Source organism: Actinoplanes sp. NPDC024001, assembly GCF_040638955.1.
Classification (GTDB): Bacteria; Actinomycetota; Actinomycetes; order Mycobacteriales; family Micromonosporaceae; genus Actinoplanes.
This window is the reverse complement of sequence record NZ_JBEZZB010000069.1, coordinates 22,049-41,328: the sequence shown is the minus strand read 5'-3', so window position 1 is coordinate 41,328 and position 19,280 is coordinate 22,049. Positions and strand designations below refer to the sequence as shown.

Annotated in this window: 17 protein-coding genes and 1 pseudogene; 14 read left to right on the top strand and 4 right to left on the bottom strand. The window is 71.9% G+C overall.

The window, feature by feature from the left end; genetic code table 11:
- Positions 1-2: 2 nt before the first annotated feature.
- The 7 genes from AB0F81_RS25880 (at position 3) to AB0F81_RS25850 (ending at position 7,962) form a co-directional block, all read left to right on the top strand.
- Positions 3-962: a hypothetical protein gene (locus tag AB0F81_RS25880; protein ID WP_360201230.1), complete on the top strand. Its 960-nt coding sequence runs from the start codon at positions 3-5 to the stop codon at positions 960-962.
- Positions 959-2,206, top strand: coding sequence for an adenylosuccinate synthetase (locus tag AB0F81_RS25875; protein WP_360201229.1), 1,248 nt, complete (start codon positions 959-961; stop codon positions 2,204-2,206). Before AB0F81_RS25880 ends, AB0F81_RS25875 begins: the two co-directional genes overlap by 4 nt.
- 157 nt (positions 2,207-2,363) lie before the next feature.
- A complete protein-coding gene (locus AB0F81_RS25870) occupies positions 2,364-2,657 on the top strand; it encodes a DUF1540 domain-containing protein (RefSeq protein ID WP_360201246.1) in 294 nt (97 codons plus the stop codon).
- A gap of 140 nt (positions 2,658-2,797) precedes the next feature.
- A complete protein-coding gene (locus AB0F81_RS25865; protein ID WP_360201228.1) occupies positions 2,798-3,232 on the top strand; it encodes a hypothetical protein in 435 nt (144 codons plus the stop codon).
- Positions 3,233-3,236: 4 nt separating this feature from the next.
- Complete coding sequence (locus tag AB0F81_RS25860) at positions 3,237-4,619, top strand: multicopper oxidase family protein (protein WP_360201226.1); 1,383 nt, start codon at positions 3,237-3,239, stop codon at positions 4,617-4,619.
- A gap of 105 nt (positions 4,620-4,724) precedes the next feature.
- A complete protein-coding gene (locus AB0F81_RS25855; RefSeq protein WP_360201225.1) occupies positions 4,725-6,635 on the top strand; it encodes a S8 family serine peptidase in 1,911 nt (636 codons plus the stop codon).
- A 208-nt stretch (positions 6,636-6,843) separates the two neighbouring features.
- The gene (locus AB0F81_RS25850) at positions 6,844-7,962 is read left to right on the top strand and encodes a hypothetical protein (protein WP_360201223.1); all 1,119 of its coding nucleotides are present in this window, start codon (positions 6,844-6,846) and stop codon (positions 7,960-7,962) included.
- A gap of 6 nt (positions 7,963-7,968) precedes the next feature.
- On the opposite strand, the gene AB0F81_RS25845 is transcribed toward AB0F81_RS25850, so the two are convergent.
- Both AB0F81_RS25845 and AB0F81_RS25840 read right to left on the bottom strand, forming a co-directional pair.
- Positions 7,969-9,087, bottom strand: coding sequence for a DUF5925 domain-containing protein (locus tag AB0F81_RS25845; protein ID WP_360201221.1), 1,119 nt, complete (start codon positions 9,085-9,087; stop codon positions 7,969-7,971).
- A 64-nt stretch (positions 9,088-9,151) separates the two neighbouring features.
- The gene (locus AB0F81_RS25840) at positions 9,152-9,586 is read right to left on the bottom strand and encodes a nitroreductase family deazaflavin-dependent oxidoreductase (protein ID WP_360201219.1); all 435 of its coding nucleotides are present in this window, start codon (positions 9,584-9,586) and stop codon (positions 9,152-9,154) included.
- Between the two features lie 78 nt (positions 9,587-9,664).
- Between AB0F81_RS25840 and AB0F81_RS25835 the strand changes: the two genes are divergently transcribed.
- From AB0F81_RS25835 to AB0F81_RS25805, 7 genes and pseudogenes are all read left to right on the top strand, one after another.
- Positions 9,665-11,266, top strand: a complete 1,602-nt coding sequence (locus AB0F81_RS25835; RefSeq protein WP_360201217.1) for a S8 family serine peptidase — start codon at positions 9,665-9,667, stop codon at positions 11,264-11,266.
- Positions 11,267-11,364: 98 nt separating this feature from the next.
- Positions 11,365-12,978, top strand: a complete 1,614-nt coding sequence (locus tag AB0F81_RS25830) for a S8 family peptidase (RefSeq protein WP_360201215.1) — start codon at positions 11,365-11,367, stop codon at positions 12,976-12,978.
- A 46-nt stretch (positions 12,979-13,024) separates the two neighbouring features.
- Positions 13,025-13,624, top strand: a complete 600-nt coding sequence (locus tag AB0F81_RS25825; protein WP_360201213.1) for a sulfite oxidase-like oxidoreductase — start codon at positions 13,025-13,027, stop codon at positions 13,622-13,624.
- A gap of 37 nt (positions 13,625-13,661) precedes the next feature.
- Positions 13,662-14,399, top strand: a complete 738-nt coding sequence (locus tag AB0F81_RS25820) for a ferredoxin reductase (protein ID WP_360201212.1) — start codon at positions 13,662-13,664, stop codon at positions 14,397-14,399.
- Between the two features lie 15 nt (positions 14,400-14,414).
- Positions 14,415-14,678 carry a DUF6510 family protein gene (locus AB0F81_RS25815; protein WP_360201211.1) on the top strand — a complete coding sequence of 88 codons (264 nt, stop codon included), beginning with the start codon at positions 14,415-14,417 and terminating at the stop codon, positions 14,676-14,678.
- Positions 14,679-14,737: 59 nt separating this feature from the next.
- Positions 14,738-15,163: pseudogene (locus AB0F81_RS25810) on the top strand (sigma-70 family RNA polymerase sigma factor); the annotation flags it as partial.
- An 86-nt stretch (positions 15,164-15,249) separates the two neighbouring features.
- The gene (locus tag AB0F81_RS25805) at positions 15,250-15,930 is read left to right on the top strand and encodes a hypothetical protein (protein WP_360201249.1); all 681 of its coding nucleotides are present in this window, start codon (positions 15,250-15,252) and stop codon (positions 15,928-15,930) included.
- Here AB0F81_RS25805 and AB0F81_RS25800 read toward each other — a convergent pair.
- Together AB0F81_RS25800 and AB0F81_RS25795 are read right to left on the bottom strand one after the other, a co-directional pair.
- Entirely contained in the window at positions 15,927-17,954 is a 2,028-nt protein-coding gene (locus AB0F81_RS25800) for an alpha-galactosidase (protein WP_360201210.1), read from the bottom strand. The genes AB0F81_RS25805 and AB0F81_RS25800 overlap by 4 nt on opposite strands.
- Positions 17,951-19,270, bottom strand: a complete 1,320-nt coding sequence (locus AB0F81_RS25795; protein WP_360201208.1) for an extracellular solute-binding protein — start codon at positions 19,268-19,270, stop codon at positions 17,951-17,953. The genes AB0F81_RS25800 and AB0F81_RS25795 overlap by 4 nt, the downstream gene beginning before the upstream one ends.
- Positions 19,271-19,280 lie beyond the last annotated feature (10 nt).

Here is a 19,280-nt window from a genome sequence, read left to right as displayed (position 1 = left end):
CAATGGGCAGCGGACGTTGGTCCACCGATGTCTACACCGCGGCAGCCGACTACCGGGCCGCGCGCGGGCAGAGCGCGTTCGCGTACAGCGACGGCGGCGCCCGCACGGTGCACCCCGAGCTGGACCCGCAGGGAGTTTTCATGCGGGAGAGCCGGGATTCCGACGAGCACCCGTTCAGCACGCCGATCGCCGTCCTCTTCGACGTGACCGGTTCGATGGGGAACGTGCCGCGGGTGCTGCAGACCAAGCTGCCGCAGCTGCTGGGCCTGTTGACCAGGAAGAACTACGCGATCGACCCGCAGATCATGTTCGGTGCGATCGGCGACGCCACGTGTGACCGGGCGCCGCTGCAGATCGGCCAGTTCGAGTCGGACAACCGGATGGACGAGGACCTGGCCCGGATCGTCCTCGAAGGCGGCGGTGGCGGGCAGAAACACGAGTCCTACGAGCTGGCGCTCTACTTCATGGCCCGGCACACCGTCCTGGACTCGATGATCAACCGGGGGCGGCGCGGTTATCTCTTCCTGATCGGCGACGAGATGCCGTACCCGTTCGTCAAGCCGCGCGAGGTGAAGGCGGTCATCGGCGACGACCTGCCCCGGAAGATCAGCGTCGAAGACATCGTCGCGGAGCTCCGCCGCAAGTACGACATCTACTACATCCTCCCGACGGCGGCCGGCTGGGGCGGCGACAAGGAGGTGCTGGGCCGCTGGAAATCGCTGCTCGGGCAGAACGTCCTGGAACTCGACGACCTGGACGCGGTCTGCGAGACGATCGCGCTGACCGTCGGCCTCGGCGAGGACGCCATCGACCTGGACGAGGGCATCGCCGACCTGTCCGACGTCGGTTCGGCGAAGGGCGGCTCGGTCGGGCGGGCGCTGTCCCGGCTGCAGCGCAACCCGATCGTGCGGGACGCCCCGTTCGAGATCACCGCCGGCCCCGGCGGCAACCAGCGGTTGTGACGGACCACATCGCCGTCGTCGATCTGGGTTACGGCGACGCCGGCAAGGGCACGGTCGTCGACACGCTGTGCCTCGAGCACAGGATCAACGCGGTCATCCGGTTCAACGGCGGAGCGCAGGCCGCGCACAACGTGATCACCGAGGACGGCCGGCATCACACGTTCGCCCAGTTCGGCTCGGGCACGCTGCGTGGGGTGCCGACCCACCTGACCCGCTTCTGCGTGGTCGACCCACTCGCGCTGGCCGCCGAGGCGCGGGCGCTCGGCAACCCGTTTCACCTGCTCACGGTCGATGGCGACGCCCTGCTCGCCACTCCGTGGCATCGCGCGGCGAACCACCGCAGGGAGGTCAGGCAGCGTCACGGTTCGTGCGGCATGGGCGTCGGCGAGACGATGGCGTACGCGCTGAGCACCCCGGACGCCCCCAGGGTTGCCGACACCCTCTCGCCCCGTCGCCTGCGGCACCGGCTGTCCGCCGTCCGCGACGCTCTCGGCGACTGCGAGGAGTCCCTGGACGACGTGGTCGACGCCTTCACCGCGTTCGGCCGGACGGTCCGGATCGTCGGCGGCGACTTCACCGACCGCCTGCTCGCCGGGGGCCCGTGCGTCTTCGAGGGCGCGCAGGGGGTGCTGCTCGATGAGTGGCGCGGCTGGCACCCGCACACGACCTGGTCCACCACCACGTTCGACAACGTGGCCGCGCTCTGCCCGTCGTTCCGGCGGCTCGGGGTGGTGCGCACCTACACCACCCGGCACGGGGCGGGTCCGTTCGTCACCGAGGCGCCCGACCTGGATCTGCCGGAGGCGCACAACGGCCGGGACACCTGGCAGGGCGAGTTCCGGGTGGGCCATTTCGACGCGGTCGCCCACCGGTACGCCGTGGAGGTGGCCGGCGGCGTCGACGCGCTGGCGGTCACCCACCTCGACGCGCCGGAGCGCTGTGCCGGGTTGCGGGTGTGCACGTCGTACCGGGTCGACGGCGAGATCTGGGACCGGATCGATCCCGGTCCGCCACGCGACCTGGAACACCAGGAAAGCCTCACCCGGCGGCTGTTCCGGGCTCGCCCGGACAATCTGCACCGGCCCGAAGATTGGATTGCCGAGATCAGCGACCGGCTCGGTGCACCGACAATTCTTCAGTCACACGGCCCCCGCTCGGCGGATAAGATTTACCCGGCGAATCCATGGATAAACATCACGTCGAATGCGATCGCTGCACCGGCGCTGACCTGGGAGTATGCGTAAAGGCCATTTTAGGTTTGCCTTACCTGACCGCGCTTAGGACTGCCTTACCTAAGGATACGAACCTTTAACAGCAACATCATTAAACGACATGGAAATTGCTCCGGAACGGAGTTATGGTCGGCGGGAGGCCGATAAACCATCGAGGGAGCTGGTAACCATGACGCAGATGATGAACATGCCGCGCGTGCAGACCTGTACCGTCGCCGAATGCGGCTACAACCATGACGGCTGTACCGCCTTCGCGATCACCATCGGCAGCATGAGCACCGCCGAGTGCGACACCTTCATCAACTCGGGCGAGCAGGGCGGCATGGGTGTGGCCACCGCTCAGGTCGGCGCCTGCAAGCGGGCCGACTGCAAGTACAACGAGAACCTGGAGTGCCGTGCCCCGGCGATCACCGTGGGCGCCTCCGCCGACAAGGCCGACTGCTTGACCTACGAGCGCAGCTGAGTCGCCACGTCTTTCGAGCCCGCCGCCCCTCGCCGGGGTAGCGGGCTCGTTGCGTGTCTGCGCCCCACGTCGTACGTCCTACCAGGAAATACGCTTCCGGTCGTATTGCCCGCCCGTCGAGCCGGATCGATGCTGAGGCGGTGCGAACCACTTACCGAATTCTCGCCATGCTCATCGCGCTCGGCGTCGTCGTCCAGGCCGCCGTGATCGCCGGCGCCTGGTTCCTGGTCCTCAACGACCTCGACTCCGGCACGGTCCTGGACAAGAACTCCGAGAACAACTGGGCGCACGTCGCGCACGGCCAGATCGGCGTCATGGTGATGCCGCTGCTCGCCCTGCTCCTGCTGATCGTGTCGTTCTTCGCCCGCGTCCCGGGCGGCGTGAAGTGGGCCGCGATCACTCTCGGCGTGACGATTCTGCAGGTCGTGCTGGCCTTCGCCGGCTTCGCCGCCCCGATCGTGGGCCTGCTGCACGGTGTCAACGCGTTCGCCGTCGCCGGGGTCGCCGGGGTCGCCGCCCGCAAGGCCCGCGAGGCCGGAACCACGGTTCCGGCTGAGCCGGCCACCGTCTCCTGAGGACATGCGCACCAGCGTCCGGGCCGCCATCGCCTCGGTGGCGGCCCTCGTCGTGCTCGGCCCGCTCGCCTGGTTCTGGTACGACAGCCTGGTCCCCGGCACCTACGACATGGCCGCCATGGGCTATCCCGACTACGGCGGCGGACCGGCCGCGGCACACCGGCACAGCGACGGGATCAGCGTCGCTGACCTGCGTGGACCGTCCGGCACCCCGGCGGTCGACGTCACGCTGACCGCCCGGCAGGACGGCGAGCGCTACACCCTCAACGGCTCCTCACCCGGCCCGGAGATCCGGGCCGAGCGGGGTGACCTGATCCAGGTGACGCTGGTCAACGAGTCGGTGCCGGCCGGGGTGACCCTGCACTGGCACGGCGTCGACGTGCCCAACGGTGAGGACGGCGTCGCCGGCATCACCCAGGACGCGGTCGCGGTCGGCGGGCGGCACGTCTACCGGTTCGTCGCGCGGGACGCGGGCACCTACTGGTACCACTCCCACCAGGTCTCCCACGAGCAGGTCCGGGGCGGGCTGTTCGGCGCGCTGATCATCTCTGCCGGTCCGGACGACCCGGTCGTGCAGGTGCACACCTATCAGGGGCGCCGCACGATCAACGGGAAGCCGGGCGTCTCCGAGTTTCCGGCCGCTGCGGGTACGCCGGTGCGGGTCCGTGTGATCAACACGGATGCCGGGCCGATCCGGGTCTGGGTGAGCGGGGCGGCGTACCGAATAGTCGCCGTGGACGGCCGTGACCTGCACCAGCCCACACCGGTCACCGGCAAGGCCGTGCTGGTCACGGCCGGCGGCCGGGTCGATCTGGCATTCACCGCGCCGGGCCGGGTGGACGTCGGCGGTGGCGCCGCCGCCGGACCGGGCGAGGCCTCCCCGGAGCCGCGCGAGCTTGTCGACCTTCTGTCGTACGGGTCACCGGCGCCCCTCGGGTTCGATCCGGGGCGGGCGTCGCGGAACTTCGACTACCGGATCGGGCGGCGGATCGGCTTCCTCGACGGCAGGCCCGGCATGTGGTGGACCGTGAACGGCCGGCTCTTCCCGGACATCCCGATGTTCATGGTCCGCACCGGCGACGTGGTCCGGATGACGCTCCGCAACGTCAGCGGCGAGGTGCACCCGATGCACCTGCACGGCCACCACGCCGTGGTGCTCAGCCGCAACGGGGTGGCCGCCACCGGCAGCCCGTGGTGGATCGACTCGCTCGACGTGGCCGACGGGGACCGCTACGAGATCGCGTTCGTCGCCGACAACCCGGGCATCTGGGCGGATCACTGCCACCACCTGGAGCACGTCCCGGAGGGGCTGAACGCCCACCTGGCCTATGCGGACGTCAGCACGCCGTACCGGGTAGGGGGTGAGGCCGGCAACGTGCCGGAGTGACCGGCAGGCCTTTCGCACCCGAGCCGCGACCGGTCTCGCACTTCTCCGCCCGCACAGTGGTCGACGCGGCGCCGTTCGGCGCCGCTGTCGACGAGAGGTGGATGGATGAAGCGCGGGATCTTCGCGGGTGCTCTGGCGGCGCTGGCGATCGCGGGCGTGAGCGCCTACGCGCTGCCCACCGGAACGGCGGAGTGGGCGCCGGTCACCTACGGGCTGACCGCGAACCCGGAGACGGTGGTGCCCGCCGTCGTCTCGCCCGCCCAGCCGGCGCGGGTCGTCACCACCACCCTGGACGCGGACGGCCGGCCGGTCGTCACGGTCGCCGAGGCTACCGACCGGGCCGGCGCGACCGGTCTGGTCCGCGAGGCGCAGCGGGACCGGAACACCGTCGGCGTCGAGATCGACGCCGTGGTCAAGACGCTCGGCGAGACCGACCGCTACCGGTCGTTGCAGTGGGACATGGACACCCTGCGGGTGCCGGCCGCCTGGCAGCGGTCGACCGGCGCCGGCGTGACGGTCGCGGTGATCGACACCGGGGTGGACGCCGCGCACGAGGACCTGGCCGGCCGGGTGCTGCCCGGATATGACGCGATCGCCGGCACCGCGGGTGTCAGCACCGACGAGAACGGCCACGGCACCCACGTGGCCGGCACCGTCGCGGCGTCGACCGGCAACGGCATCGGCATCTCGGCCGTCGCCCCGGACGCGAGCATCCTGCCGGTCAAGGTGATGGGCCGGAACGGCTCGGGATACATGTCCGACGTGGCCGAGGGCATCGTCTGGGCCGTCGACCACGGCGCCCGGGTGATCAACATGTCCCTCGGGTCGAGCGGGCAGACCGGGACGGTGAGCACCGCGATCGGGTACGCCCGCAGCAAGAACGTCGTCGTGGTGGCCGCCGCGGGGAACAGCCGCGCGGCCGGTAGCCCGGTGAACTACCCGGCGGCGGACGAGGGCGTGATCGCGGTGGCGGCCACCGACTCGGCCGACGCGGTGGCGAGTTACTCCAACGCCGGTGGCTACGTGGACGTGGCCGCGCCGGGCAGCGGGATCGTCAGCACCTATCCGACGGCTCGGCACGCCCCCGGTTACGGGCGGCTCTCGGGTACGTCGATGGCCGCGCCGCACGTGGCGGCGGTCGCGGCGCTGCTGGTGGCGCAGCGTCCGGGGATCACGCCGGACGAGGTGGAGAGCGTGCTGAAGACGTCCGCCGTGGATCTGGGCAGCGCGGGCCGGGACGACGACTACGGCTACGGGCGGATCGACGCGGCGGCGGCGCTGGAGGCGGCCGCGCCGGCTGTGGAGCCGACGACGGCCGCGCCCACGACCGAGCCCACGATGCCGTCGCCGGAGCCCACGACGCCGTCAGCCGAGCCCACCATGCCGTCGCCGGAGCCCACCACACCGTCGGCGGAGCCCACCTCGCCGTCGCCGGAGCCGACCAGCGCGTCGCCGGAGCCCAGCGCGTCGGAGACGCCCGCGCCCGCTCCGGTCCGGATCGCGATCACCGCGGACGTCGCCACCCAGCGGGTCACCTACGGCACCGAGGCCGCGACCACGTTCACCGTCGCCGGCGACGAGGCGGCCTGGGCGGACAAGCCGGCGTCGATCTGCGTCGCGCCGGCCGGCGAGGCCTGGACCTGCGCCCCGGTGCGGACCACCGTGGACGGCACCTACACCGACACCCGCACCGCGACCGGCGCCTTCCGGGTCCGGCTGGTCGTCACCGCGGGCGACGCCAACACCGGTGCGTCGGCGACGGCGACCCGGACGGTGAAGGCGGCGGCGACGGTCACCCGCGTCGCGAAGGGCACCCTCGCCGTGCAGGTCACCGGCGCCGCCGGGCAGACGATGACCCTGCAGCGCTACGCCGCCGGCCAGTGGACCGCGGTCGAGACGTTCCCCACCGAGGCGGAGCGGACCATCACCGGTCTGGCCGGCGGGGCCACGTACCGGATCGTGGTGGCCGGCACCGCCACCGTGCAGGGCGTGACCAGCGGCTCGGTGCGCGCCTGACCCGCGGGCCTCGCGAGGCGGAAACGCCTCGCGAGGCGGCAGCGACCACCAGTACTCTCGGGTCATGCGGTGGCAGCAGCGATTTCGTGACCCCCGGCCGGTAACCGGCCGCGGGGTTGACGACCTGCGCTGACAGCTCGCCAGGTCTCCGCGGGCACGGCCGGGGGAAGTCGATCATCTTCCGCCCACACCGTTCTGGAGGCCTCTGATGTCACACCGCACCTATCTCACTGCTGACCAGCTCACCCGTGCACTTCACCTGCGCGATCTGACCGACCCGGCGCAGGGCGCGCACGCGGTCCAGATCCTTCTCGACGCGGTCGTCACCGCGTTGCGCACCACCTGGGGCAGCACCGTCCGGCTCGTGCGCAACTCGCCCGTCGTGTCGGTGCGCGAGAACTACGACCGGCTCGGCTACAACGCCCACGACGTCACCCGGGACCGCCGCTACACCCGCTACGTCAGCCCGACGGCGATGCTGCGCAGCCACATGAGCGCCGAGATGCCCACCGCGCTCGAGGACTACCGGGATCGCACCGGCGTGGACGAGCTGATCGTCGCGCCGGGCCCGGTCTACCGGCGCGACGTGGTCGATCGCCACCACGTCGGCGAACCGCACCAGGTGGATCTCTGGCGGATCCGGGACGCTGGGGAGACCGGCGACGGCGAGATGCTCCGGATGATCGGCCTGGTGGTCGGCGCGGTCCTGCCGGGTGCGGAGTGGACGGTCTCCGACGTCACGCATCCCTACACCGTTGGCGGGCGGCAGATCGACGTGCGGCACCACGGCCAGTGGCTGGAGCTCGCCGAGTGCGGGCGCATCCACCCGGACGTCCTGCGCGGCTCGGGCCTGGACCCGCGGCGCTGGTCGGGACTGGCGCTCGGCATGGGACTGGAGCGCGCGCTGATGCTGCGCAAATCCGTCCCGGACATCCGGTATCTGCGGGCCGAGGATCCCCGGATCGCCGCGCAGATGCTCACCCTGGATCCGTGGCAGCATGTCTCACCGCTGCCGTCGGCCAGACGCGACATCTCCGTGGTCGTGTCGGCCGACGAGGACGAGGAGACCCTGGGCGACCGGATCCGCACCGCGCTCGGCGCCGACGCGGACGTCGTGGAGTCGGTCGAGGTGCTCAGCCGCACCTCCCACGAGTCGCTGCCCGGCGCCGCGCGAACCCGCCTGGGAACACTCCCCGGCCAGGTCAATCTGCTGGTGCGGATCGTCCTGCGGCCGATCGACCGCACCCTCGGCTCGGACCAGGCCAACGCGATCCGCAACACGATCTACCGTGCGGTGCACGAAGGACCCGTGCTGGAGCTGATCTGAGCAAACCTAGAGGTACATGCCGCCGATCACGGTTTCCTGTTTCGGCACGGTGACCGGTGCGGCGCCGGTCTTGAGGGCGAACAGCTCGGCGAGGGTGGCGCCGTCCGGCCCGACGCCGTCGGCCGTGCCCAGCCAGGCGACCGCCTCGGCGTACGACAACCGGCCCACCTCGATGCTGGCCAGGCACCGTCCCGGCCGGACCACGGCGGGGTGCAGCGCGGACAGGTCCTCGTTCGTGGTGATCGCGATCAGGGCGTTGCGGCCCTGCCCGAGCAGCCCGTCGGTGAGGTTGAGCAGCCGGGACAGTGCCTGCCCGGCGCTGGCCTTGGCCTCGCCACGGATCAGCTCGTCGCAGTCCTCCAGCATCAGCAGCCGCCACTTGGGGCCGCCGTCGTCGCTGCCCAGCGCCACGTTCATCAGATAGGCCGGGTCGGCGAAGAGCCGCTCCGGGTCGAGCACGCAGTCCACCTGGCACCAGAACCGCCACTGCTGGGCCAGGGCCCGCAGCGCGGTGGTCTTGCCGGTGCCGGGCTCGCCGTGCAGCAGCAGGAGACGGCCGTTGACCGACGAGGCGTCGATCGCCATCAACCGCTCCAGGGTGTCGGCGACCGGACCGGAGTAGTTGCGGCGGATCTCCGGCCACGGGGTCGCGCCGATCTCCCGCTCGATCCGGCGCGGCCCGTGCGGGCCCTGGTGCCAGAACCCGATCGGCACGCTCTCCGGGACCGGCTCGGGCTCGTCGCAGGCGTCCGCGATGGCCTCGGCCAGCACCCGGTCGGCCAGCTCGGCGCTGATCGCGGTGACCTCGACCCGGGCCCGCCGGCTCTGCTTCCACCGGGTGACGTGCAGCGACCAGCCGTCGCCGACGCTGAGCCGGCCGTGGCCGTCGTCGTCCTTCGCCTCCCGGACCAGCCGGGCGTCCGGGATCGTCAGCGGCGCGTCGGCACGCAGGTTCTCCAGGTATTTCGTCCGCCCGAACGGCTCGCGCCCGGTAACGAACGCGTCGAGGGCCAGCAGGTCGACGACGTCCACCAGCCGGTCGTCGTCGTCGACGGAGCCGGCCAGCGGCAGGGCGAAGGCCGGGCGGCCGGCGGACCGGTCCACGGACTGGTGCGGTACACGCATCTGTCCATGATCCGAGCCGACCGGCCGATCAGCATCTCGTTTTCCCACGGTCGAGTGCCGTGATTCACCGTCGGGTCAGGACGAACACCGGAATGAGGCGGTCGGTCTTGGTCTGGTACTCCGCGTACGGCGGGTAGGCGGCGACCGCCCGCTCCCACCAGACCTCCCGCTCGTCGCCGGAGACCTCGCGGACCTCGTAGTCGTGCTTCTCCGCCCCGTCCTGCAACTCGACGTGCGGGTTCTTGCGGATGTTGTGGACCCACACCGGGTTCTTCGGGGCGCCTCCGAGCGACCCGACCACGGCGTACTCGCCGTCGTGCTCGACACGCATCAGCGCGGTCTTGCGCAACAGCCCGGTCTTCGCACCGACCGACGTCATCACGATGATCGGCTTGCCCATGATCGTGTTCGCCGTGGCGCCGTCGGTCGCCTCGTACTTCTCGGCCTGCTCGCGGGCCCAGTCGGAGGAGCTGGGCGCGTACTCACCAGTCAGCGGCATGATCCCGAGTCTATGGCCGCACCCTGACCGCTACCCAGCACAGCCCGGATCGCACTGCGCCGCGATCACCTTCGAAAGGTGCGACAACTTCTTCTCAGCACGTTGACGATGGCCCTGGGCGTGGCCGGGGTGCCCGCGAGCGCCCAGGCGGACGAGGCGGAACCGGTACGCACCGTGGTCACCTCGTTCGACGGCGAGGGGCGGCCGGTGTTCACCGTGCACGAGTCGGCCGGCGGGGCGCGGGCGGCGAGCCTGGAAGGGGTGGAGACCGACGTCCCGGTGCGGGCACTGGCCGGCACCGACCCGTACCGAAGCTCGCAGTGGAATCTCGCGAAGGTCGGCGCGACCGCTGTGTGGCCGCGCTCCACCGGAGCGGGCGTCACGGTCGCCGTGATCGACACCGGGGTGCAGGGCAGCCATCCGGACCTGGCCGGCAAGGTGCTCACCGGCTACGACACGATCCGGGACGTCGCGGGCGGCAACACCGACCCGAACGGGCACGGCACCCACGTGGCCGGCACGATCGCCGCGGTGACCGGCAACGGCGTCGGGGTCGCCGGCGTCGCCCCCGGCGCCAGGATCCTGCCGGTGAAGGCGCTCGCGGCCGACGGCAGCGGCTGGATGTCGGACACCGCCGAGGGGATCGTCTGGGCCGCGGACCACGGCGCCCAGGTGATCAACCTGTCGCTGGGCACGCACGAGCAGCTCGGCGCGGTGACCGCCGCGATCGCCTACGCCCGCGGCAAGGGGGTCACCGTGGTGGCCGCCGCCGGCAACGAGCGGACCAAGGGCAGCCCGGTCAGCTATCCGGCGGCCGACCCGGGCGTCATCGCGGTGGCCGCCACCGACGCCGCCGACCGGTACGCGTACTACTCCAACGCGGGCGGCTACGTCGACCTCGCGGCGCCCGGCAGCGAGATCCTCAACACCTATCCGACGAACGTGCGGCGCAGCGGGTACGGCGCGATGAGCGGCACCTCGATGGCCGCGCCGCACGTGGCGGCCGCCGCCGCGCTGCTCAAGGCCTACCGGCCGGCGCTCACCCCGGACCAGATCGAGCACACGCTGGAACGCACCGCGGTGGACCTCGGAGCCCGCGGGCCGGACCGTGACTACGGCAGCGGGCGTCTCAGCGTCGCCGCGGCGTTCGCCTCGCTCGGCCAGCGGGTCGTCACCGACGTCAGCGCGCGGACGGTCGCCTACGGCACGCGTACCAGCACGACCTTCACCGCGAGCGTCGAGGGCCGGCGGCTGGCCGGCCGGGCGGCCTCGGCCTGCGTCTCGGCCGGCGGCGGGGCCTGGCGCTGCTCCCCGGTGACGACCGACGCGGCCGGGCGGTACACCCTGGTCCGCACCGCGACCGGCGCGTTCCGCGCCCGTCTCTACCTGCCGGCCGCCGCGGGCTCGGCGGCGGCCTCCGCCACCGCGAGCTACGGCGTGCAGGCCCGGGTCACCGCGGTGCGCTCCGGCAACGGCGCCATCACGGTACGGGTGAGCGGCGCCACCGGCCAGCGGATGTCCGTCCAGCGCTACTCGAAGAAGCGCTGGACGACCGTGCGGACCTACGCGGCGGTCCCCTCCCGCAAGGTGACCAAGCTGGTCCGGGGCGGGACGTACCGGGTGGTGCTGGCGAGCACGCCGGCCGTGCGCGGCACGACCAGCGCCAGGGTCCGGGCCTGACGCCGCACCCGAACCGCAACCCGACGGTCCCCGGAAAGCACTTCTCCCGCTGGACCTTTGCCGATGTACGCGGGACCCCACCGAGCTAAGGACGGCACGTGCGGCGACTTCTCACCGGCACCCTCGCGGTGGCCACGGCGGCGACTCTGGGCGCCTTCGCCCTCCCCACCGGGAGCCAGGCGTTCAGCCCGGTCTCGTACCGGGTGGTCACCACCACCCTGGACGCGAGCGGCCGGCCGGTGTTCAGCGTCCGCGAGACGACCTCCCCGCCGGTGAGCGTCGCGTCGCGCACCGGGGCCGGCGTGGAGGTCGACGTCCCGGTCCGCGCGACGGGTTCCGACCCGTACCGGGGCGAGCAGTGGGACCTCGACGCGATCGGGGTCGCCACGGCCTGGCGGCAGTCGACCGGCGCCGGCGTGACCGTGGCCGTGATCGACACCGGGGTGGACGGCAACCACCCGGACCTGGCCGGCCAGGTCCTGACCGGCTACGACGCGATCCGGAACACGGCCGGGGGCAACACCGACGCGAACGGGCACGGCACCCACGTCGCCGGCACCATCGCGGCCGCCACCGGCAATGGGAGGGGCGTCGCCGGGATCGCCCCGGACGCGAGGATCCTGCCGGTGAAGGCGCTCGGCGCCGACGGCAGCGGCTGGATGTCGGACACCGCCGAGGGCATCGTCTGGGCCACCGACCACGGCGCCCGGGTGATCAACATGTCGCTAGGCGCGCACGAGCGGACCCAGTCGGTGACCGCCGCCATCGGGTACGCCCGCCGCCAGGGCGTCACGGTCGTCGCGGCGGCCGGCAACGAGCGGGCGAAGGGCAGCCCGACCAGCTATCCGGCCGCCGACGAGGGGGTCATCGCGGTCGCCGCGACCGGCGCCCGGGGCGAGATCGCCCCGTTCTCCAACGCCGGCTCCTACGTGGACGTGGCCGCACCGGGCAGCCACGTCCTGAGCACCGTCCCCGGCGACGAGTACGCGCTGATGAGCGGCACCTCGATGGCCGCGCCGCACGTCGCGGCGGTGGCCGCGCTGCTGCTCGGCAAGGACCCGGGCCTCTCCCCCGACCAGGTCGAAGCGGCCATCGAGGGCTCCGCGGTGGACTCCGGGCCGGCCGGGTTCGACACCGACTACGGGCACGGCCGGATCGACGCGGCCGCCGCCTTCGGCGTCGAGCGGGCCGTCGAGGCGGTCCAGCCGGAGATCAGCCGCGGCGCGGCGAGCCGGTCGGTGACGTACGGAACCCGGACCGTCACCGCGTTCACCGTGCGCGCCGGCGGCGACCCGCTGGCGAACCACGCCGTGTCGGCCTGCTTCTCCGCCGCCGGTGGCTCCTGGACCTGCACGAACGCGCGGACCGACGGCAACGGGGCGGTGTCGCTCACCCGGACCGCGACCGGCGCCTTCCGCGCCCGCCTGAGCGTGCCGCAGACCGCCGTCACGGCCACCGTCGACTACACGGTCCGCGCGGTGGTCACCGCGAGCCGGGCCTGCAAGGGCGCGATCACCGTACGGATCAGCGGCGCCTCCGGGCAGAGCATGGCCGTGCAGCGCTACGTCAACAAGCGCTGGACGACCGTGAAGAAGTACCCCGCGACGGCCGCCCGGAAGGTGACCGGGCTGGTCAGCGGCGGCAGCTATCGGGTCGTGCTGGCGAACTCGGCGACGGTGCGGGGCGTGACCAGCGGCACGGTCAAGGCCTGAGTTTCCCTTGCCCGACGGGGGTGCCCGTGAGGTTTACTCATACCTCATGGGCATCATCTCCCGCGGCTTCGGCGGGCGACGTCGTGACTCGTCGCCCGACCTGCCACCCGGCCAGTACCTGACGCATGACTTCCCGGTGCTCTCCGCCGGGCCGACCCCGCGGATCCCGCTCGACCGCTGGCAGTTCTCGATCGTCACCGAGACCGGTGACAAGCACACGTGGAACTGGGACGAGTTCACCGCGCTGCCGGCCGAGGAGATCACGGTCGACATCCACTGCGTGACCAAGTGGTCCAAGCTCGGCACCGGCTGGAAGGGCGTCTCGCTGGACACCCTGCTGGAGGACGTCGAGTCGGCCGCCGACTACGCGATGGCGCACAGCTACGGCGGCTACACCACCAACGTGCCGGTCGAGGACCTGCTCGACGGCAAGGCCTGGATCGCGTACGAGTTCGACGGCGAGCCGCTGCACCCGGAGCACGGCGGGCCGGCCCGGCTGCTCATCCCGCACCTGTACTTCTGGAAGTCGGCGAAGTGGGTCAACGGGCTGCGGATGATGCCCGAGGACGAGCCCGGTTTCTGGGAGGCCGCCGGCTACCACATGTACGGCGACCCCTGGTCCGAGCAGCGCTACCACGGCGACTGACCATGCGCGACTCGTGCTTTCCCGCGGCGGAGAACCAATGAAGAACCGACGAATCAACTGGCGGGTGGCCACGGTCGCCGACGCCCGGTGGGAGACGAGTTCGGCCCGCACGCTGGTGCTCGACGTGCCCGACTGGCCGGGGCACCTGCCCGGCCAGCACGTCGACATCCGGCTGACCGCCGAGGACGGCTACTCCGCCCAGCGCAGCTACTCGATCGCCTCGGCCTGGAGCGAGGGCGGCCGGGTCGAGCTGACCGTGCAACGGCTGGCGGACGGCGAGGTCTCGCCGTACCTCACGGATGTCGTCGAGAAGGGTGACCAGCTCGAACTGCGTGGCCCGGTGGGCGGCTGGTTCGTCTGGCGGGAGAAGCAGCCGGCGCCGGTGCTGCTGATCGGCGGCGGCTCCGGTGTGGTGCCGCTGATGGCGATGATCCGGGCCCGCGGCCAGGTGCGCGGCCGGCAGCCGTTCCGGCTGATCTATTCGGTGCGCACGCCCGAGGACGCCTGTTACGCCGATGAGCTGCGCCGGCGGGTGCGCGACGATCCGGGTCTGGACGTGCATTTCGTCTACACCCGCAAGGCGCCGGAGGGCTGGCCGGTCCCGCCGAAGCGGATCGACGTGGCGACGATCAACTCGCACGGCTGGCCGCCGGACTTCCAGCCGGACTGCTTCGTGTGCGGCCCCACCTCGTTCGTCGAGACCGCCGCGGACATCCTGGTCGCTCTCGGGCACGATCCCACGAAAATCCGGACCGAGCGTTTCGGGGGCGCCTGATGAGAGGGGTGCGTGATGGAGCTGGACGGTAACTCCCTCGCCGGTGACCTGCGTGAGGTCTTCGCGGCGGACATGACGGGCGTGATCTTCACCTGTGCCGGGTGCGGTCACGCCGGCGCGGTGGCGACGCTGCGGGTGTGGGAGCCGGCGCCCGGCCTGGTCGGCCGCTGCCCGAACTGCGAGGACCCGGTCCTGCGCCTGGTCCGCACCCCGGACCGGGTCTTCCTCTGCCTCACCGGCGCCACGCGCCTGGAAATGCGGCTGGAGACCGACACCTGAGTTCGATGGCTTTCGATGAAATGCCGCCGGGGTGACAGACATGTAGGTGATGCGGGGCGGTGACCGCCCGGCATCACCTAGTCGAAGGAGCCACCTTGGCACGCGCGCCCGACGCCGCCCTCTTCGAACGTCTCTACCGCTCCTGCTACGAGGATCTGCTCCGGTACGTTCTGCGCCGCACCGGCCGGCCGGAGATCGCCGCCGACGTGGTGGCCGACACCTTCCTCATCGCGTGGCAACGGTTCGCCGCCATCCCGGCCGGCAACGGCCGTCCCTGGCTGTTCGGGGTGGCCCGTAACGTGCTGGCCAACCGGCACCGCGCGATCCGCCGCGACCATGACCTCGCCGCCCGGCTGCGCCACGAGCTCGGCGCCGCCATCGTGACCGCCCCCGAGGTACCCGCCGACATCTCCGCGGCCTTCGCCACCCTCAGCGCCGCCGACCAGGAGATCCTGCGCCTGGTCGCCTGGGAGGGACTGTCCGCCGAGGAACTGGCCGTGGCCCTCGACTGCTCGGCGAACGCCGCCCGCATCCGCCTGCACCGCCGCGCCTGGCCATCGGTGGCACGCTGGTGGCCGGCCTGGCCGCCGCCGTGGTGGCCGCCGGGGTGTGGCTGCCGGAGTCGGCCCCGGGCGGAACGGCCCCGGCGCGGGCCGCACTTCAGATCACCACCCACGACGAGTACCTCGACATCCGCATCCTCGACCCGGCCGCCGACCCGCAGCGATACCGGCAGGAACTCACGGCGCGCGGCCTCGACATCGAACTCTCGCTGGCCGCGGCCGAAGCCGGCTCGGTCGGCCGGGTGGTCTTCCAGGAGCACGACCAGGACGGCATCAAGCCGATCGAGGCACCGGGGAACTGCACCGCCAACGGCAACTGCGCCGTCGGCGTACAGGTCCCGCTCTCCTACCGCGGGCATGCCCGGATCGTCTTCGGCCGCGCCCCGCTGCCCGGCGAGTCCGTCGCGGGCGACGCACCGGTCCTCACCCCCGGGCAGACCGCCGAGCTGGACGCGCTGGTCGGCAAGCGGGTGTCCGAGGTGCGCCGCCGGTTGAGCGCGAACGGGCAGACCGCCGGCTACCGGGTCGGCCCGAAGTCGCTGGAGACGCCCGCCTCGGAACTGCCCGGCACGTGGATCGTGTTCGACGTGGCGCCGCTCGCCGGCGGCGTCGTGGTGATCTGGGCGTCGCCGGACGGCACCGAGCCGGACTACGCGGACGACGTGCCGGTTCCGGCCGCGACCAGCTAGCCGTCCACGCTGAGGAGCAGGGCCTGCTCCGGCGCCAGCAGTGGCACGGGCAGGCCCACCTCGGCGAGCACCCGGCCGGGCAGCGTCACCGAGCCGGCGGCCAGCCACGCCGGCGGGGCGTCCTGGACCACCCGGGGCGGTGTGCCGATCGGCCGGACCGTGTAGAGCCGGTCCGGGTCGAGGCCGGGGAACCGCACCGGCGGCGGCAGCGCGACCGTCGGCGAGCCCACGGTGACCAGGGCGAAGACCGCCTGCGTGCGGTCCTGGGCGACCACACCGTGCAGGTGGTCGCCGGCGCGGACCACCCGGCCGGAGTGCAGCAGCGGGCGCAGCCGCTTGTGCTCGGCGACCCACGCGGCGATCCGAGCCCGCTCGGCGGGCGTGGCGGCGGTCAGGTTCCACTCGATGCCGGCGCTGCCGAACAGGGCGGTGGCCAGGCGGAACCCGAGATCCGAGGTACGCCCGGTGACGTGCGCGGTGCCCGCGCCCAGGTGCCCGCCGAGGTATTCCGGCGGGATCAGCACACTGGTCCACCGCTGGATCCGCTGCCGGTCCAGCGGATCGTTGGTGTCCGAGGTCCAGAACCGGTCGACCAGGTCGAGGATGCCGAGGTCGATGCGGGCCCCGCCGGAGGCGCAGCTCTCGATCTCCACGTGCGGGAATCTCGCCCGCAGCGCGGCGAGCAGGCGGTACAGCGCGGTGGTCTGCCGGTGCGCGACCCCGGGCACCAGCAGGTCCCGGTTGTGGTCCCACTTCAGGAAGGCGATCGGGTACTCGGTGAGCAGCGCGGAGATCCGGGTGAGCAGATAGTCGTAGGCCTCGGGCACGCTCAGGTCGAGGACCCGCTGCCAGCGCCAGGTCGGGCCGTGGTCGAGGATCCAGTCCGGGTGGGCGGCGGCCAGCCTCGAATCCGGGCTGATCATCTCGGGTTCGACCCAGAGGCCGAAGTCCATGCCGTTGCGACGGACCCGGGAGATCAGCGGGTGCAGACCGTCCGGCCACACCGCGGGGTCGACGTGCCAGTCGCCGAGGGCGCGTTTGTCGTCGCGGCGGCCGGTGAACCAGCCGTCGTCCAGGACGAAGCGCTCGACGCCGACGGCCGCGGCGGCGTCGGCCAGGTCGCTGAGCACGCTGAGATCCTGGTCGAAGTAGACCGCCTCCCAGGTGTTCAGCACCACCGGGCGCGGCAGGCGCAGCGGCGAACGGGCGCGGATCCACGGGTGCAGACGGTCGGAGAGGCCGTCGACGCCGGTCTCCGAGAAGACCGCGACGAGCCAGGGCGTCTCGTAGGAGGAACCCGGCGCCAGGCGGATCTCGTCCGGGGCGAGCAGTTCGCCGGCGCCGAGGACGCTGTGGCCGAGCGCGGAACGTTCCGCCCAGATCCGCTTGTCGCCGCTCCACGCCAGGTGGATCGCCCAGACCCGGCCGCGCCGGAAGTCGAAGCCGGGCTCGCCGGCCATCAGCAGGAACGCGTCGTCGTGACCGGGGCGGCCGTGCCGGCTCTCCCGGCTCCATACGCCGTGCCGCAACGGGCCACGCTGCGGCTGCCGCTCGTGCGACCACAGCCCGGTGAAGTCCAGCAGCTCCGAGGCCTCGGCGGCCAGAGGGAGCACGACGTCGAGCCCCGGCACCCCGACCGGAGCGGGACCACGGTTGGTCAGGCGGTGCCGGATCCGCAGCACGCCTTCCGGCGACAACTCCAGCTCCGTCCGCACCTCCAGCGTGGAATCGGGGCTCGCACACCGTACGACTGCGGTGTTGCCGTCGGCGTGGGCACTGACCAGCCGGAACTCGGCCTGCAGGGCCGGCCGGCCGGTCCATCCCTCGAAGAGGGATGGCAGCAGCGACAACCGCAACGGTACGTCGATGGAGCTCGGCGGAACGGCCGGGACGAGGGCGTCGGCCAGCGCGTCGAGCGGGACGTCCCCGAGGTCGGCGCCCCAGTGCAGGATCGCGGGAACGGCGGCGCCGCGGGCGTCCAGCACGAGGCTGGCGCCCGCGGCGCGCAGGTGGAGCACGGTCACTCGGCGACCGGGATGGACTGGGACTTGAGGGTGTCGACGGTCGAGGTCTGCGCGCCCTTGAGCGCGTCGACCAGGGTGCCGCTGCCGGAGACGGCCTTCTTGAAGCCGTCCGAGGCGCTGGCGTAGGTGGAGGTCATCGTCGGTCCCCAGACGAAGTCGGGCGCGACCTGGGTGGAGGCCTGCGCGAAGACATCGTAGATCTTCTGACCGCCGTAGAACGCCACTCCCTCTTTCAGGGCGGGCAACGATGCGCCGGCCTTGGTCGCCGGGTAGAGCTGCGCCTCCTTGTTCAGCAGGGTCAGCGCCTCCTCGGAGGTGTTCAGCCAGAGCGCGAACTTCGCCGCCTCGTACGGGTGCTTCGAGCCCTTGAAGACGGCGGTCGACGAGCCGCCCCAGTTACCGGCGACCGTGCCGCCCGAGGTCCACTGCGGCATCGGCGCGACCGCCCACTTGCCGGATGTGTCCGGCGCACCCGACATGATCGAGTTGGCGCCCCACACCGCGGACACCCAGGTCCACGCCTTGCTGGTGTTGTAGGCGTTGTCCCACTCGGTGGTCCACGGCGGCACCGTCGAGACCAGCTTCTTGTCGAGCAGGCCCTGCCAGTAGTTCGCCACCTTGGTGGTGTTCTCGTCGGTCATGCTGACGGTCCACTTCGAGCCGTCGTTGCCGAACCAGCGGCCACCCGCCTGCCAGGCCAGACCGGCGAACTGGTTGATGTCGCTCTGCGAGAAGTTGGTGATGTAGCCGCCGGCGGCCTTCACCTTCTCGGCCGCCGCCGCGTACTCGTCCCAGGTGGTCGGCACCGGGATGTTGTTCTTCTCGAACAGGTCCTTGCGGTAGAACAGCGCCATCGGGCCGGCGTCCTGCGGGATGCCGAAGACCGAGTTCTCCTCACCGAAGGTGACCTGGTTCCAGGTCCACTCGACGAACTGGTCCTTCGCGGCGGTCACCTCGGTGCAGTCGGCCAGGTTCAGCAGGCCGTCCTGCACGCGGAAGCTGGGCAGCGCGTCGTACTCGATGTGGCCGAGGTCGGGGGCGTTGCCGGCCTTCAGCTGGTTGAAGAAGTTCTGGTAGGTGCCGCCGTTGCCGTTCGGGCCGGTCTGCACCTTGACCTGGATGTTCGGGTTCTTGTCGTTCCAGGCCTTGACCACCTTCTCGATCCCGGGGATCCAGGTGGTGTAGTTCAGCGTGACGGCGCCTTCGGAAGGTGCGCAGCTCGTGGCCTGCGCACCGCTGTCACCGCTGTCGCCGCCTGACGAACAGGCGCCCAGGGCCAGGACGGAAGTCAGCGCGAGACATATCGGAAAACGCATTTTTTCTCCT

Bases quoted from the DNA above. Each gene is read 5' to 3' on its own strand.
- AB0F81_RS25880 (WP_360201230.1), top strand. From the start codon at position 3: ATGGGCAGCGGACGTTGGTCCACCGATGTCTACACCGCGGCAGCCGAC.
- AB0F81_RS25870 (WP_360201246.1), top strand. From the start codon at position 2,364: ATGACGCAGATGATGAACATGCCGCGCGTGCAGACCTGTACCGTCGCC.
- AB0F81_RS25860 (WP_360201226.1), top strand. From the start codon at position 3,237: ATGCGCACCAGCGTCCGGGCCGCCATCGCCTCGGTGGCGGCCCTCGTC.
- AB0F81_RS25855 (WP_360201225.1), top strand. From the start codon at position 4,725: ATGAAGCGCGGGATCTTCGCGGGTGCTCTGGCGGCGCTGGCGATCGCG.
- AB0F81_RS25850 (WP_360201223.1), top strand. From the start codon at position 6,844: ATGTCACACCGCACCTATCTCACTGCTGACCAGCTCACCCGTGCACTT.
- AB0F81_RS25845 (WP_360201221.1), bottom strand. From the start codon at position 9,087: ATGCGTGTACCGCACCAGTCCGTGGACCGGTCCGCCGGCCGCCCGGCC.
- AB0F81_RS25840 (WP_360201219.1), bottom strand. From the start codon at position 9,586: ATGCCGCTGACTGGTGAGTACGCGCCCAGCTCCTCCGACTGGGCCCGC.
- AB0F81_RS25825 (WP_360201213.1), top strand. From the start codon at position 13,025: ATGGGCATCATCTCCCGCGGCTTCGGCGGGCGACGTCGTGACTCGTCG.
- AB0F81_RS25820 (WP_360201212.1), top strand. From the start codon at position 13,662: ATGAAGAACCGACGAATCAACTGGCGGGTGGCCACGGTCGCCGACGCC.
- AB0F81_RS25815 (WP_360201211.1), top strand. From the start codon at position 14,415: ATGGAGCTGGACGGTAACTCCCTCGCCGGTGACCTGCGTGAGGTCTTC.
- AB0F81_RS25795 (WP_360201208.1), bottom strand. From the start codon at position 19,270: ATGCGTTTTCCGATATGTCTCGCGCTGACTTCCGTCCTGGCCCTGGGC.